General features: G+C 74.2%; 12 protein-coding genes. 4 read left to right on the top strand and 8 right to left on the bottom strand.

The genetic code is table 11. The features are described 5' to 3' along the window. Positions 1–31: 31 nt before the first annotated feature. From GCU56_RS19130 to GCU56_RS19120, 3 genes are all read right to left on the bottom strand, one after another. Positions 32–1,129 (bottom strand): spore photoproduct lyase family protein, encoded by a 1,098-nt coding sequence (locus tag GCU56_RS19130; RefSeq protein ID WP_163483336.1) that lies wholly within the window; start codon positions 1,127–1,129, stop codon positions 32–34. Positions 1,130–1,190: 61 nt separating this feature from the next. Continuing rightward, positions 1,191–2,222 carry a peptidoglycan DD-metalloendopeptidase family protein gene (locus GCU56_RS25340; protein WP_163483335.1) on the bottom strand — a complete coding sequence of 344 codons (1,032 nt, stop codon included), beginning with the start codon at positions 2,220–2,222 and terminating at the stop codon, positions 1,191–1,193. Then, entirely contained in the window at positions 2,219–2,794 is a 576-nt protein-coding gene (locus GCU56_RS19120; protein WP_163483334.1) for a hypothetical protein, read from the bottom strand. Before GCU56_RS19120 ends, GCU56_RS25340 begins: the two co-directional genes overlap by 4 nt. Before the next feature lie 218 nt (positions 2,795–3,012). Between GCU56_RS19120 and GCU56_RS19115 the strand changes: the two genes are divergently transcribed. The 4 genes from GCU56_RS19115 to GCU56_RS19100 all read left to right on the top strand — a co-directional run bounded on the left by GCU56_RS19115 (position 3,013) and on the right by GCU56_RS19100 (position 8,351). Beyond that, a complete protein-coding gene (locus GCU56_RS19115) occupies positions 3,013–3,282 on the top strand; it encodes a hypothetical protein (RefSeq protein WP_163483333.1) in 270 nt (89 codons plus the stop codon). Positions 3,283–3,763: 481 nt separating this feature from the next. Further along, entirely contained in the window at positions 3,764–5,302 is a 1,539-nt protein-coding gene (locus GCU56_RS23545; RefSeq protein ID WP_204332419.1) for a hypothetical protein, read from the top strand. Then, entirely contained in the window at positions 5,299–6,819 is a 1,521-nt protein-coding gene (locus GCU56_RS19105; RefSeq protein ID WP_163483332.1) for an SCO6880 family protein, read from the top strand. Before GCU56_RS23545 ends, GCU56_RS19105 begins: the two co-directional genes overlap by 4 nt. An 80-nt stretch (positions 6,820–6,899) precedes the next feature. Next, positions 6,900–8,351: a hypothetical protein gene (locus GCU56_RS19100; RefSeq protein WP_204332418.1), complete on the top strand. Its 1,452-nt coding sequence runs from the start codon at positions 6,900–6,902 to the stop codon at positions 8,349–8,351. A gap of 474 nt (positions 8,352–8,825) precedes the next feature. Here the strand turns inward: GCU56_RS19100 and lepB are convergent, their stop codons facing one another. From lepB to GCU56_RS19075, 5 genes are all read right to left on the bottom strand, one after another. Continuing rightward, positions 8,826–9,509 carry a signal peptidase I gene (gene lepB / locus GCU56_RS19095; RefSeq protein WP_163483330.1) on the bottom strand — a complete coding sequence of 228 codons (684 nt, stop codon included), beginning with the start codon at positions 9,507–9,509 and terminating at the stop codon, positions 8,826–8,828. After that, the gene (locus GCU56_RS19090; protein WP_163483329.1) at positions 9,506–10,165 is read right to left on the bottom strand and encodes a hypothetical protein; all 660 of its coding nucleotides are present in this window, start codon (positions 10,163–10,165) and stop codon (positions 9,506–9,508) included. Before GCU56_RS19090 ends, lepB begins: the two co-directional genes overlap by 4 nt. Beyond that, positions 10,162–12,177 carry a multicopper oxidase family protein gene (locus GCU56_RS19085; RefSeq protein WP_163483328.1) on the bottom strand — a complete coding sequence of 672 codons (2,016 nt, stop codon included), beginning with the start codon at positions 12,175–12,177 and terminating at the stop codon, positions 10,162–10,164. The genes GCU56_RS19090 and GCU56_RS19085 overlap by 4 nt, the downstream gene beginning before the upstream one ends. Before the next feature lie 136 nt (positions 12,178–12,313). Next, complete coding sequence (locus GCU56_RS24810; protein ID WP_163483327.1) at positions 12,314–13,678, bottom strand: sensor histidine kinase; 1,365 nt, start codon at positions 13,676–13,678, stop codon at positions 12,314–12,316. Further along, entirely contained in the window at positions 13,668–14,306 is a 639-nt protein-coding gene (locus GCU56_RS19075; protein WP_163483326.1) for a response regulator, read from the bottom strand. The genes GCU56_RS24810 and GCU56_RS19075 overlap by 11 nt, the downstream gene beginning before the upstream one ends. Positions 14,307–14,360 lie beyond the last annotated feature (54 nt).

The raw sequence follows: 14,360 nt of genomic DNA, 5'->3' as shown, positions 1-14,360 counted from the left end.
TCGTCGAGGAGCCCACACGTGGCGGTGCGACTCAGAAGGCGTACCGGACGCGCAGCCAGGGCGCGTGCGCCGCGATGAGCTCCTGCAGCCGCGTGACGCCGGCCCGCTTGACGTCGTTGCGATAGCGCACGTTCCACTGCCCGTTCTGGCTGCGCTTGGGCTGCTGCAGGTCCGGCCGCCAGAGCAGCTCCTCGGCCTTCGGGTGCCAGCCGAGGTTGACCTCGTGCAGGTCGCGGTTGTGCGTCAGCATGATCACCTCGGCGGCGGCCTGCGCCTTGGCGGCGGGGGACAGCTCGTCGTCCAGCTGCCGCAGCAGCGCGGCCCAGTCGGCCTCCCAGCCCTCGCGGAGGATGACCGGCGAGAAGTTGAGGTGCACCTCGTAGCCGGCCTCGACGAAGTCGTCCACGGCCGCGATCCGATCCGGGACGCGGCTGGTGCGGACGTCGACCACGCGGGCGTCGGCGTCCGGCATGAGCGAGAACCGGACGCGGGTGCGGCCCTGCGGATCGAGGTCGAGCAGCTGGCGGTTGACGTACTTCGTGGCGAAGGACGCCTTGGCCGTCGGCAGCTCGCGGAACGTCGCCACCAGGTCGGCGACGTTGTCGCTCACCAGGGCGTCGACCGAGCAGTCGCTGTTCTCGCCGATGTCGTAGACCCAGCTGACCGGGTCGCACTGGTCGGGTTCTGCCTTGACGCCCTGCCGGGCCACGTGGCGGCGCAGGTAGCCGGTGATCTGCTCGATGTTGGTGAACACGGTGATCGGGTTGGCGTAGCCCTTGCGCCGGGGCACGTAGCAGTAGGCGCAGGCCATCGCGCAGCCGTTGGCCGTCGACGGCGCGATCCAGTTCGACGAGCGGCTGTTCTCCCGGGCGGTCAGCGACTTCTTGACGCCGAGCACGAGGGTCTCGGTCTTCACGCGCACCCAGCGTTCGACGTTCCCCTCGTTGCCGTGCAGCTCGGGGATCTTCCAGTGCGAGGGCACCTCGACCACCTGCGCGGTGGGGAAGCGGGCGAGGACGTCGCGGCCGCGGGCCGACTCGAGGGCGGCGGGCTCGGCGTAGATCTCCCGGACCTGGAGCAGGCGGGACAGGTCGGTGTGGACGGGTGACGGCGAGGCAGCGGCTCCCACACCCTGTGCAGCGCTGCACGGAGGACCGCTGTTCCGTGGCCCGGTGCGCTCCGGAGCACAGTCAGCGCAGGTCGGTGCCGTGTTCGGCGAGGAAGGTCAGGGGGTCGGTCGGGGCGCCGTCGAGGTACACCTCGAAGTGCAGGTGGCAGCCGGTCGAGTCGCCCTTGGTGCCCACACGGGCGATCTGCTGGCCGGCGACGACCTGCTGACCGACCACCGCGAGCAGGTCCTCGTCCTCCATGTGCGCGTACCGGGTGAGCACCCCGCCACCGTGGTCGACGACGACCAGGTTGCCGTACCCCGAGGACGCCCCGGCACGGACGACCACCCCGGCCGACGCTGCGACGATCGGCGCGTCGCAGCCCGGCGCCAGGTCCAGCCCGGCGTGCAGGCGGACGCCCCCGCCCGTCGGGCTGTTGCGGTTGCCGAAGCCACTGGTGAGCGGGCCCTCGGTGGGCGTCGTCCAGTCCCCGGTGACGGCGCGCAGGACCGGAGCCGCGCCGGTGCAGGGCAGGTGGCCGGTGCCCGCGGCGACGCCGGTGACCTGGGCGCCGGTCAGCGCGGCGGCGACCTCCACGGCGTCGTCCCACCAGCGGACGTAGTGGTACGGGTCGGCGTTGCGCTGGGTGCGGTGCGCGGCGATCGTCGGTGGGAGGGTCTCCCAGCCGTCGACCTCGAGCAGGGCCTCGTAGAAGTTGGTCGCGGAGATGGTCGGGTCCATCCGGTCCTCGTAGCTGCCCCACGCGCCGTTGGCCCGCTGCTGGAACAGTCCGCGGCTGTCCGGGCCCACGGCGTCACCGTGGTCGACGACGGTCAGGGAGGACTCGCCCATGGCCGTCATGACCCCGATGACCTGCCCGCGGGCGTCGATGCCGAGCGCCTCGCCCGCCTCCATGATCAGCGCGGCGTTGACCAGTTGCTCTCCGGACCAGCCGGCGACGGGCCCGGCGGGCACGCCGCTGACGCTCACCGCCGCCCCCGTCGGCTCGCAGGCTCCGGCCTGCGGGTCCTCGTGGGTCACCAGCGCGGCGGTGACGAGGCCACCGGCGATGAGGACCGGCGCGATCGCGGCGGCCACCGCGGACTTCCTCACGGCTCGCTCCCCGCGACGGGCACACCGGCGTCCGTGGGCGGGGTCAGGGCCCCGGACTCCGGTGCGCCGGCCTGCTCGACCGGCGTGATCCGCTCCACCAGCCACGGTGCGCCAGCGCCCTCCCGGGCCAGCAGGACGGCGTACTCCCCGGCGTCGGTCGGCACCAGCACCGTCGCCAGGAAGGCGCTGACGCCCGGTGTCGGCCGGGGCCGACCGGTGACCGCCGAGGCGGGGACCTGCTCCGGGTCGGTGCCCTCGTAGGCGACCACGGCGGCGGAGCTGAGCAGTGGCGCGAACTCCGACCACCACTGCGCGGGGTCCAGGCCGGGACGCGCGAAGGCGGTCACCGCGGCGGTGGCGGCGTCGAGGGCGGCCTGCTGGGAGTTCGCGTCGTCGACGGGGGAGGGCGGTGCGGCCGGCAGTTCGGCGTGGTCGTCGCCCGGCGCGGTGGACGCGGCGGCGGTCGGTTCGGGCCGCGGCGCGGGCCGCTCGGGAGCGCCGCCGCAGCCCCCGAGGAGCAGGCCGGCGGCCAGGACGGCGGCTGCGGCGAGGCGTGGTCGCGAGCTGGTCATGCCCGTGGCCTCCTGTCGAGCCCGGCGGGACCCCCGCCACACCGGTGCTGCAAGGAGTACAGCCGGTCGGGTGACCCGGAGGGGACCCCCAATGTCGGGCATTGCCGCTGGTACCGGCCTGGCCGCACCTTTGATGGGACAAGGACGGCGGGGGCGCCGGTGCCCCGCCGCGGAATCGAGAGGCCCATGCCGGGCCACATCCCCGAGGACGGAAACCGATGAGCGTGCTCGCCTCACCCGCCCTGGCCGTGGTGGACCCCGGCCAGGGCATCGCCCCGCCCGGGTCCGAGGGCATCGTCACGATGGTCTCGTGGGTGGCCTGGACGGTCCTGGCGATCTGCGTCGTCGGTGTGCTGCTGGTCGGCGCCCGCATGGCCCTCGCGCACCGCCGCGGCGAGGGCGCCGAGCACGCGGTGAGCCTGGCCTACGTCCTGGGCGGCGCCGTCCTCGTCGGATCGGCCTCCGGCCTGATCGCGGCGCTGGTCTGACCGAGGAAGGTCGAGGAGCGGTCATGGACGTCGCGGACGCGAGGGGGTCGAGATGAGCTCCCCGATCCCGCCCGTGGGCACGGACACGGCCGCTCCCCTCGAGGCACCGGTCACGACTGCTGCGCCGGAGGTGACGATCGCGCCGCAGGCGACGACCGCGCCGGACCCGACGCCGACGCCGACCCCGGACCCGACGCCGACGCCGGACCCGACGCCCACCCCGGACCCGACGCCCACCCCGGACCCGACGCCGACGCCGACCCCGGACCCGACGCCTACCCCGGACCCGACGCCTACCCCGGACCCGACGCCGACGCCGACCCCGGACCCGACGCCGGAGCCGACGCCGACCCCAGACCCGACGCCGACCCCGGACCCGACGCCCACCCCGGACCCGACGCCGACGCCGACCCCGGACCCGACGCCGACGCCGACCCCGGACCCGACGCCGGAGCCGACGCCCGGGCCCACCCAGGAGCCGGTGCCCCCGCCCACGTCCGAGGCGGCGCCGCCGCCCGTCGACGAGCCGGTGCCGGCGCCCACCTCCGACGTGGCGCCGCCGCCGGTCCCCGAGGGCCCTCCGACGCCGGAGCAGACGGCGGTCGAGGTCGACCGGATCCCGCTCGACGCCCTCCCGCCGGAGCCCCCGGGGGCCGGCGCCGACGCGGGCGACACCGCCGCCGGCCTGCTCGACGTCCTCACGCCGGACACCGGCCGGATCGTCCCGGACAGCTCCGCCGGTCTCACCGAACTCATCACCCGCGGCTCCTTCTCGAGCAGCGCAGACATCAGCAGTTCCGACCCCAGCGCCGCCGACCTCGGTGAGGCGTTCCTCGACCCGGCCATCCCGGCCGCGGGCGTGGGCGTGCTGGACGAGAGTGGAGGAGGCGACCCCTTGGGCGACTTGGCGCGCGAGATCGTCGAGGCGGCCGGCGACGCGCTGGCCGCGGTGGCACGACTGTGGGCGGACCCGCCGTCCCCCGGGCTGGGGACCGTCGGCGCCGATGGCGTCGCCGACCCGTCCGCGGCGGTCGGGCTGCTTACCGGCTCGCTCGCCTGGTACAGCGGAGTGGTCGCCGTGCTCGCCGTCCTGATCGCGGGCGGGCGCATGGTCTGGCAGCGCCGGACCCAGCCGCTGGCCGACCTGATGCGCGGACTGGGCACCCTGGTGCTGGTCTCGGGCGCGGGGCTGACCGGGGTCATCCTGCTGGTGAGCGCGTCGGACGCCTTCTCCGTGTGGATCCTGGAACAGGCCACCGGCGACGTCGAGACCGGGCTGACCGACCTCCTCGCCGTGCAGCAGAGCGACGACATGTCGGTGGTGCTCACCGTGCTCCTCGGTACCGCCACCCTGCTGGCCGCCGTCGTCCAGGTGGTGCTCCTCGTGGCGCGCGGCGTGGTCCTGGTCGTCCTGGCCGGCGTGCTCCCGCTGACCGCCTCGGCGACCAACACCGACACCGGTCGGGCGGTCTTCGTCCGCACCCTCACCTGGACGGCGGCGTTCGCGCTGTACCAGCCGGCCGCGGCCCTGGTCTACGCCGCCGCCTTCCTCACCCCGCTGCCCGAGGACTCCCCGCTGGTCGCCGCGCTCACCGGCACCACCTTCCTCGTGCTGGCCATCGCGGCGCTGCCGGTGCTGCTGAAGGTGCTGCAGCCGATGGTGCGCACGGTCAGCTCCACCAGCCGGGTCCGGGCGGCCGTCAGCGGCCTGCCGAGCGGCGCCCGGGCGGTCGCCCCGGTGACCCTCGCGGCCGGCAGCGCCGGGAGCTCCTCGAGCATGCGGGTGCCCTCGGCCCGTGGCGCCGCTCCCCGCCCGACGCCCGCCGCGCTCACCTGGGACGGCGCCCGCGTCGGAGCCACCCGCCTGACCACCGGCGTCCCGGCCCTGGACGGGCTCCCGGGCGCCGACCGGGTGCCGGTCCCCGCCCACGGGCGGCACAGCCGGCGGGCCGGCCGCCAGGCGACCGAGACCCCCGCGCTGCCCGCCTCGCGTCCCGACGGAGAGGACCTCGTCCCGTGACCTCCGCGCCCACCCCCCGCACCTACGGCAACTGGCGGCGTCCGGCCAGCGCCGGCCTGGGCAGCCTCGGCACGCTCGGCACCGGTCTGCTGCTGCTCGGGTTGATCGGGGTGATCGCCACCCTGACCCTCGCCGGGCTGCTCTGGGGGCTGGTCACGGCCGTCGTCCTGAGCCTGCTGCTGGCGCTGCTGGTCGTGCGCGACCGCCACCACCGGTCGGGCGTGCAGCGGCTGTCCAGCCGCGTGGGATGGGCCCGGGCCCGGCGCAGCGGCACCCACCTCTACCGCTCGGGCCCGCTGGGCCGGACGCCGGAGGGCACCTTCCAGCTCCCGGGGCTCGCCGCGGCGTCCCAGCTCTCGGAGTGGGAGGACTCGCACGGCCGGCCCTTCGCGATGGTCACCGTGCCGGCCACCCGGCACGCCACCGTCGTCCTGGTGACCGAGCCCGACGGGGCCTCCCTCGTCGACGAGGAGCAGGTGGACACCTGGGTCGCGCACTGGGGAGCCTGGCTGGGCGCCCTGGGCAACGAGCCCGGCCTGGTCGCCGCCTCGGTCACGATCGAGACCGCGCCGGACTCCGGCACGCGGCTGCGCCGCGAGGTCGACACCCACCTCGACCCGCGGGCCCCCTCGGTGGCGCTGGCGATGCTGCGCGAGGTGGTCGACACCTACCCGGCCGGTTCGGCCACCGTCACCGCCTTCGTCTCGCTCACCTTCACCACCGCCGGCCGCGCCGGTGGCCGGAAGAAGGAGACCGAGGACGTCGCCCGCGACGTCGCCACCCGGCTGCCGGGTCTGACCGCGGGCCTCAGTGCCACCGGCGCCGGCGTCGTCCGGCCAGCGACGGCCCAGGAGCTGTGCGAGGTCATCCGCGTGGCCTACGACCCGTCGGCGGCGCGGGTCGTCGACGAGGTGCACGCTGCGGGCGTGAGCCCCGAGCTGCGCTGGTCCGACGTCGGCCCGACCGCCGCGGAGGCGGGCTGGGGCTGGTACCGCCACGACGGGGCGCTGTCGGTCACCTGGTCGATGACGGCGGCTCCCCGCGGCGAGGTGTTCTCCTCGGTGCTCGCCGACCTCGTCGCGCCGCACCCGGACATCGACCGCAAGCGGGTCACCCTGCTCTACCGGCCGCTGGACGCCGGTCGGGCCGCCCGCGTCGTCGAGCAGGACCGGCGCACCGCCGACTTCCGCGCGTCCTCCTCGTCCCGGCCGACGGCGCGGGTGCTGCTCGAGCAGCGGGCCGCCGCGCTGACCGCCGAGGAGGAGGCCCGCGGCGCCGGCCTGGTCGACTTCGGGATGCTCGTGACGGCGACCGTCGCCGACGCCGACCTGCTCGACGACCCGCGCGCCGCACTCGAGGTCGCCCGCGCCGCCGTGGACAACCTGGCCGCGACCGCCCGCACCCAGCTGCGCCCGGTCTACGGCTCCCAGGACTCCGCGTTCGCCGCCGCCCTCCCGCTGGGGATCGTCCCCTCCGCCCACCTGAGCGTGCCCGGCGAGTTCCGGGAGGCGCTGTGAAGCGGCAACGGCCAGGTCAGCCGGCCCCCGGTCCCGGGCCGCGGGGCTGGTCCGGGTGGGGCCGGGGCGCCTCGACCTACGTGCAGGCCCCCGACGAGTGGCGGGCCACCACCGTGCAGGCGTGCGGCCTGTGGCCCTTCGCCGCCGGGGCGGGGACGCCGATGACCGGCGTCCCGCTCGGCCGCAACCTGCTGTCGGGCGCCACCCTGTGCTGCGACCCGATCAGCTGGTTCCAGCGGGCCAACCTGATCAGCAACCCGTCGGCGTTCGTGCTCGGCAAGCCCGGTCTGGGCAAGTCCACCGTGGTCCGCCGGATGGCCCTGGGCCTGGCCGGCTACGGCGTCCTGCCGATGGTGCTCGGCGACCTGAAGCCAGACTACGTCGACCTGGTGGAGTCCATCGGCGGCCAGGTGATCCGGCTGGGCCGCGGTCGCGGACACCTCAACGTGCTCGACCCCGGCGAGGCCACGGCGGCCGCCGCCCGGCTGACCGGCGACGCGCGGGCCCAGGTGCTGGCCGACGCGCACGGACGCCGGCACGCCATCGTCTCGGCGCTGGTGACCGTGATGCGCGGCGCCCCGCCCACCGACCGCGAGGAGACCGTCCTCGACCGGGCGCTGAAGGTCCTCGACGACACGCACGACGCCGCGCGACGGGGCGCGCCGACCCTGCACCACCTGCTCGAGGTGCTCCGGGCCGCCCCCGAGGACGTCCGCGCCGCGGCCCTCGACCGCGGTGATCGGAGCCGCTACGACGAGGTCACCGAGGACCTCGAGGCGACCCTCATCGGGCTGACCGGCGGCGGCCGCCTCGGCCGCATCTTCGCCGAACCGACCACGACCCCCATGCTGCGCGACCGCCCGGTGGTGTTCGACGTGTCGAGCATCGACGACGCCCAGTCCGACCTGCAGGCCGCCGTGCTCCTGGCGTGCTGGTCGGCCGGCTTCGGTGCCATCAGCGTGGCGCACGCCCTGGCCGATGCGGGCCTCGAGCCCCGCCGGCACCACTTCGTCGTGCTCGACGAGCTGTGGCGGGCACTGCGGGCCGGCCGGGGCATGGTCGACCGGGTCGACGCGCTCACCCGGCTCAACCGGCAGCGTGGCGTGGGCATGGCGATGGTCAGCCACACGATGAGCGACCTCTTGGCGCTGCCCACCGAGGAGGACCGGATGAAGGCCCGCGGCTTCGTGGAGCGCTCCGGGATGGTCATCTGCGGTGGGCTGCCTGCGGCCGAGATGCCGATGCTGACCTCCGCCGTGCCGATGACCCGCGCCGAGCAGGACCTCCTCGTCGGCTGGCAGGACCCACCGGCCTGGAACCCGGGCACCGGCACCGAGGCCGAGCCGCCCGGCCGCGGCCGCTTCCTCGTCAAGGTCGGTGGCCGGCCCGGCATCCCCGTGCACGTGGCCCTCACCGGTGTGGAGCGGCAGCTCAACGACACCAACAAGCTGTGGCACGAGCTGTCCCGCTCCGCCGACGACCCGGCGTTCCCGTCGACCGGCTCGACCGCGGACGGCCCGGTCCGCGGCTGACGCCGAGGGTCCGGTCCGCGGCTGACCCGCCCGGCCGGCACCTCCCCCAGTGCCTCCCGGCCCGACGCCGTGGCGAGCGAGCCTCCTCGCTGCCGGTGGCTCGGGAGACGTCCCGCTCGATCACGACGTCGGCGACGGGCCGGCCGAGGTCGACGACCCGGCTCACGGACCCGGCGCGGCCGTGGACGGTCAGACGGCCTCCAGGTGAGGCACCGGACCTGCGGGCACCAGGTCATCAGGGCATCAGCGCATCAGGGCATCAGGGCATCAGGGTCGTCGCCTGTCACCGTCGTCGCCCTCACCCTCACCGTCCCGGAGCCTCCTCGCCCGGGATCAGCCCGCCGCGCCGTCGACGACGCTCGTGGTCACCACACCGGGGGTGTGCGGTCACCGCCACGCAGACGATCCGGTGGCCGTCCTGTGCTGACGGCCACCGGATCGCGGTGTCGAGGGGGTGCGGTGCGCGGGCGCGGGTCAGCAGCCCTCGGACGGGTCGGGCAGGCCCCCCGGGGCGGGCCACAACCGCACCATCACCGTGCCCACCATCGAGCTGGTGGGCACCGGGCCGAAGGCGCGGGAGTCGATCGAGCGGTCCCGGTTGTCGCTGAGCAGGAACAGCGAGCCCTCGGGCACGCTCACCGGGCCGTGGAACACCCCGTCGAGGCGCGACCTGTCGATGGCCGGCTCGCAGACCTCGGCGCCGTTGACCAGCAGGACGCCGTCCTCGATGGCCACCTCGTCCCCACCGACGGCGACGGCCCGCTTGACGAGCATCCCCTCGGGGTCGCGGGGGTCCACGACGGCGACGACGTCGCCGCGCTCCACCGGTCCGGACCCGCGCTCCAGGACGAGGAGGTCCCCCGCCTCGACGGTCGGGGTCATGCTGTTGGCGTCCACTCGCATGACCTGCCACGGGAGCAGGCCGGACATGGACGCGATGAACAGCAGCACCAGTCCGACGGCCAGCCACGGGCCGAGGTCGACCAGCCGGCGCCAGAGTGTGCCGCCGCGGCCGCTGGTGCGGGGGTCACCAGCGGCCGCGGCGGCCGTCCGGGGGGCGTCCTCCGAGGAGGAACGCTGCTCACCCGGGATACCGCCGCGGTCACTGGTGCGGGGGTCACCAGTGACCGCGGCGGCGGATCGGGGGGTGCTGGTCACCCGAGGACGCCGGTGAACCAGAGGCCCCAGGCCAGGGCTCCGAGGCCGAACAGTGCGTTGACCGCGACCCGGCGCCAGGACGCCGGGAGCAGCGCAGCCAGTCCGAGCACGGTGAGCAGCTCGACGGCGACCGTCACGGTGCCCAGCGCCTGCGGGCCGTGCGGCCGGGCCGCGACCGGGTCGCCGGCCATGGCGACCGGGCCGTCCGTCGCGGTCGGCATGCCCTCGAAGAAGTCCACCCCGGTGACCGGGTCGAACTGGAGCATGCGCTCGGTGTTCTCGTGCGCGTGGCCGGTGGCGGCGTGGTCGGCGACCGAGAAGGCGTCGAGCAGGGACGTCGCGTGCGCCACCACGTAGAGCCCGAGCAGGCCGACCGTGCCGAGCAGGGCCAGGGCCACCAGGCGGCGGTCCGGTGCGGCCGCGGTGAAGCTCGTCACCAGCAGCCAGCCGGCGAAGCCGACCTGGGCGAGCGCGGTGAGCAGGAAGAACCCGACGGCGAGCTCACCCCCGCCGAGGTGGTCGACCGCGGCAGCCACGTGCAGGGCTCCCGCCGCGCCCGCCCCCAGGGCGGTGATCCGGAGCCACCAGGTCAACTGACGGCCGGGGGCCTGCCCGGTCACGACGGGCGCCTCCCGCGCCGCCAGGGCGGCGCTCACTGCCCGCTGCCCGTCGGAGCCGGCTCGGTCGCCGTGGTCCCGGTGGTCGTGCTGCCGGTGGTGGCGCTGTCGGGCGTCGTCGGGGTGGACCCGGTCGTCGTGCTGCCGGTGGTGGTGCTGTCGGTGGTGGTGCTGTCGGGCGTCGTCGGGGTGGACCCGGTCGTCGTGCTGCCGCCGGTGGAGTCAGCCTCCGGAGCGGTCGCCGGCGGGGCGGGCTCTGCCACGGCCGCGGTCTTCGCCACCAGGTCGGGGGCCGGGAGCGCCTTCGGCGGGCACGAGTTGATCGCGTCGCAGTCGATGTCGTGGTGCCCCACCTGGTACTGGAGCATCATGTCGTGGTCCTCGTGTGACAGGTTGTGGCAGTGGATCATGTACCGCCCGTCCTCGTGCTCGAACTTCATGAGCAGCCGCACGGTCTCGCCCTCGGCGATGTAGACGACGTCCTTCGGGCCCTTCTCCTCGGGCAGCGGTGGCGTCTGCCCCGCCTCGCCCCGACCGAGCACCTTGAAGTCGATGAGGTGGATGTGCAGCGGGTGGAACCATCCGCCGCCGTTGTTCTCGACCTCCCAGATCTCGACGGCGTCCCGCGCCGGGTTGGCGAACAGCCGGGTGTAACCCGACCGCACCACGTCGTCCCACGTCTGGTCGTCGATCTTCCACATGCCGTTGCTGCGGTGCAGCTTCATCTTGCGCACCGCGGAGCGCTCGGCCGCCTTGAGGGTCATCACCGGGTGCGGAGCGCCCAGGACCGTGGGGGCCTTGTTGTTCTTGGTGCTGGTCACCTTGGTGCCGACCTCGAACTGCATGACCTTGCCGGTGTGGTCGTAGTCGACCGCGTTGGCCACGCCGTCGTTGAGCAGCTGGACCTTCTGCCCCTTGAAGGCGGCGAAGTCGATGATGAACTCGTAGCGCTCGGCCATGCCGATCCGGAAGGTGGTGACCTCCTGGGCGAACTGCATGAAACCGCCGTCGGTCGCGATCACCTTGAACGGCGCGCCGTTGCTCAGCCGGAGCTGGAACCCGCGGGCGAGGCAGCCGTTCAGCATGCGGAACCGGTACTTGCGGGGCTCGACCTTCATGTTCGGCCACGGCACGCCGTTCACCAGGATGATGTCGCCGTACAGACCGTCCTCGCCTGAGTCGTCGAACAGCAGCTGACCGTCGGCGGTGAGGATGACGTCCCCGAGGATCAGCGGCACCTCGTACTGTCCGGGCGCGTAGGAGGGCAGGGACGGGTCGTACTGCGGGATCTCCAGCGCCTGCTCGAGCTCCCGGTCCACGACGTGGTACTGGGCGGCCAGACCCATGTAGACGTTCTGGGCGGTGTGGTGCACGCCGTGGTCGTGGTACCAGAGCGTCCGCGGCGTGCAGCTGTTCGGGTACTCGTAGTTCTTCCACTCACCCGGGTTGGTCAGGTCGCCGGCGTAGCCGTCGAACTGCGGCTTGGACGGGGACCCGTGCAGGTGCAGCGAGGTCCACGGCACGTAGTCCATGGTCGGGTGCTTCTTCGGCAGGCCGTTGACCACCTGCATCACCGTGCGGCGGGGCATCTTCTTGCCCGTCGCGGGGTCCTTCTGCAGGTAGGACCGGATGGTCGGCCCCGGGATCGAGCGGGCCAGGCTGTCGCCCTTGCCGCCGGCGTAGCACCACATCTTCGTCCACACGCCCGGGACGATCTGGACCTGCACGTTGGTCTCGGTGAGGTGGTAGTAGTCCGTGCCCACGTACTGGCTGCCCCGGATCGGCTGGCCGGGGAAGTGGCTGTTCTCGGCGGTGGGGACGTAGTCGTCCGGCACGTAGCCGAAGACGTCGTCGGCGATGTCGTCCCGGGCCACGGGCTGGAGCACCGGCGGCGCCTTGAAGGCCTGGGTGAACGGCTTGGGCATCTTGCTGTCGGGGAGTTCCGACGCCGCCTTCGCCTTCAGCACAGCCTGGAGGGGCAGCGCCATCGCGGCGGTGCCTGCCAGGCCCACCTTGAGGGCGTCACGTCGGTTCAAGCTGGGCGTGTCCATCGGGAAGCTCCTTCATCTGCCGCCGGCTCGCGGTAGTGGAACTCTCCCGTTCTCGACCCCCTCGGCCACAGCCGTCACAGGGGGATCACCCCCTCCCGCAAATGGGGGGTCCGTGCAGGTCAGCGACTCGTTTACGTCACTGGTCGTGACTCAGAGGCACCACCGCGGTGAGGACGGCGCCACCGCCCTCGCGCGTGCTCAACCTGAGCGTGCCCCCCATGTCCACCACGCGGTCGCGCAGCAGCGACATGCCCAGGTGTCCCTCGCTCCGGCGGTCGGTGCCGGTCGCGGGGAAACCCACCCCGTCGTCCGCGACCTCGAGCCGCACGGCCGGCATCCCCGCGGCTGTCGTCTCCTCGAGGGTGAGCCAGACGTGCTTGGCCTGGGCGTGCTTGGCGACGTTGGCCAGGGCCTCCTTGGCGGTGCGGTACAGGACCGCGGCGGCGTCCGGCGTCATCTCCGGCAGCGGACCGGCGTCCATGATCAGTTCGACGCCCTCGGCACGGAGGGGCTCGGCCATGTCGCCGATCGCCGCGCCCAGGCCCGGACCGCTGAGGTCGGGCGGGTAGATGTCGACCATGAGCCGGCGCAGCGACTGGACGGCGTGCCGGACCGCCCCGACGAGTCGGTCGACGGTGGCGTGCCGTTCCGGCGGCAGGCTGCTGCGCAGCGCGGACAGCGCGTAGCTCACGCCCGCCAGGTCCTGGACCGGGCCGTCGTGGACGTCGGCGGCGATGGTGCGCCGCTCGCGGTCGGAGGCCTCCATCGTCCGCTGCATGAGCGCCGTGCGTTCGGCCTCCTGCCGGCTGACGCGTCGGGCCAGTGACGTGGCGATGGGGATCTGCACCACCTGGAGGAGGACCAGCGCCCCGATGGCCATGGGGATGATCTCCCCCCGCAGCAGGGCCGCCTGCCGGTCGATGCCCTCGTAGGCGAAGTAGGCCTCGAAGGCGAACCGCTCACCGGCGACGTCCAGCGGGGCGTAGACCTCGAGTTGGGGACCGCTGGCGGTCCCGCTCGTCTCCGGCGCCTCGTCGACGTTGGAGACGGTGTCGCCGCTGATGGCGGCGAGCATCTCCGCCGACGGCGCGATGTCGTCCCGGCCGATCAGCTCGGGGTCGCTGGAGTAGACGATCTCGCCGGTCTCCCGCCACACGACCATCTTGGTGACCGAACCGTCGCTCATCCGGTTCTGGACGTCGCGGTCGAGCTCCTCCGCCTGCCCCGGCACGCCGGCCAGGGCGCCCGGGAGGAGGGGAGCGACCAGCAGGGTCGCCAGTCGCTCGGCCGCCCGCTCCGCCTCCGCGAGGGCGTTGGCGCGGGCGATCCGCTCGCTGAGCCAGATGGTCCCCGCCGACACCACCAGCAGCACGAGCAGGGCCGTGGCGCAGAAGGCCAGCAACTCCCGGCGGGGCCGGGCAGGCCGGGAGGCGCCTCTGCGACCCTGCGTCAGGAAGCCGGTCGTGCCGGGCGGGTCGGAGCTGGGCGGCTCAGTCCTCATTCACGGAGCCGAGGAGCCCCAGCTGCTGCGCCTTGACGACGGCCTCGAGCTGGGAGCGGACCCCGAGCTTGGCGTGCAGGGACTTCACGTAGCCGCGACAGGTCTCCAGCGTGATCCCCAGGACCCGGGCGATGGCCTTGACCTGCATGCCGCGGCCCAGGCAGTCGAGGACCTCCTGCTCGCGGCGGGTCAGCTGCGGCGGCGCGCCCTGGCCGGGTGAGGCGGCAGGGGCGCAGGTCGGGCCGCCCGCGAAGGTGGAGGGGGCCACCAGCATCTGCCCCGGCTGCACCCGGGTCAGCACGTCGATCATCTCGGCGAGCGAGCCGTCCTTGGGGATGAACGCCGAGGCGCCGGCCTGGGCGGCCCGGACGACCCAGTCGGGGTCCCGGTGGGCGGTGACCACGGCCACGACGGCGTGGGGAGCCACCTCGCGGACGCGGCGGGTGGCGGCCAGGCCGTCCTGGCGGGGCATCTCGATGTCCATCACGACGATGTCGGGCTGCAGGTCCCGTGCCATGGCGACCGCCTGCGCGGCCGAGTGTGCCACGCCCACCGCTCGCATCCCGGCCGACGCCAGCGCTCCGGAGAGCAGTTCCGCGAACGTCTTGTGGTCGTCGACCACGAGCACGCGCGCATGGTCGATGTCGGCCTGTGGATCCAGCTGCGCCATTGCCATGGGAGC

This window comes from Geodermatophilus sabuli (genome assembly GCF_010686765.1).
Classification (GTDB): domain Bacteria; phylum Actinomycetota; class Actinomycetes; order Mycobacteriales; family Geodermatophilaceae; genus Geodermatophilus; species Geodermatophilus sabuli_A.
This window is presented reverse-complemented; position numbering and strand designations above follow the sequence as displayed.

Bases quoted from the DNA above. Each gene is read 5' to 3' on its own strand.
- GCU56_RS24810 (WP_163483327.1), bottom strand. From the start codon at position 13,678: ATGAGGACTGAGCCGCCCAGCTCCGACCCGCCCGGCACGACCGGCTTC.
- GCU56_RS19115 (WP_163483333.1), top strand. From the start codon at position 3,013: ATGAGCGTGCTCGCCTCACCCGCCCTGGCCGTGGTGGACCCCGGCCAG.
- GCU56_RS19085 (WP_163483328.1), bottom strand. From the start codon at position 12,177: ATGGACACGCCCAGCTTGAACCGACGTGACGCCCTCAAGGTGGGCCTG.
- GCU56_RS19120 (WP_163483334.1), bottom strand. From the start codon at position 2,794: ATGACCAGCTCGCGACCACGCCTCGCCGCAGCCGCCGTCCTGGCCGCC.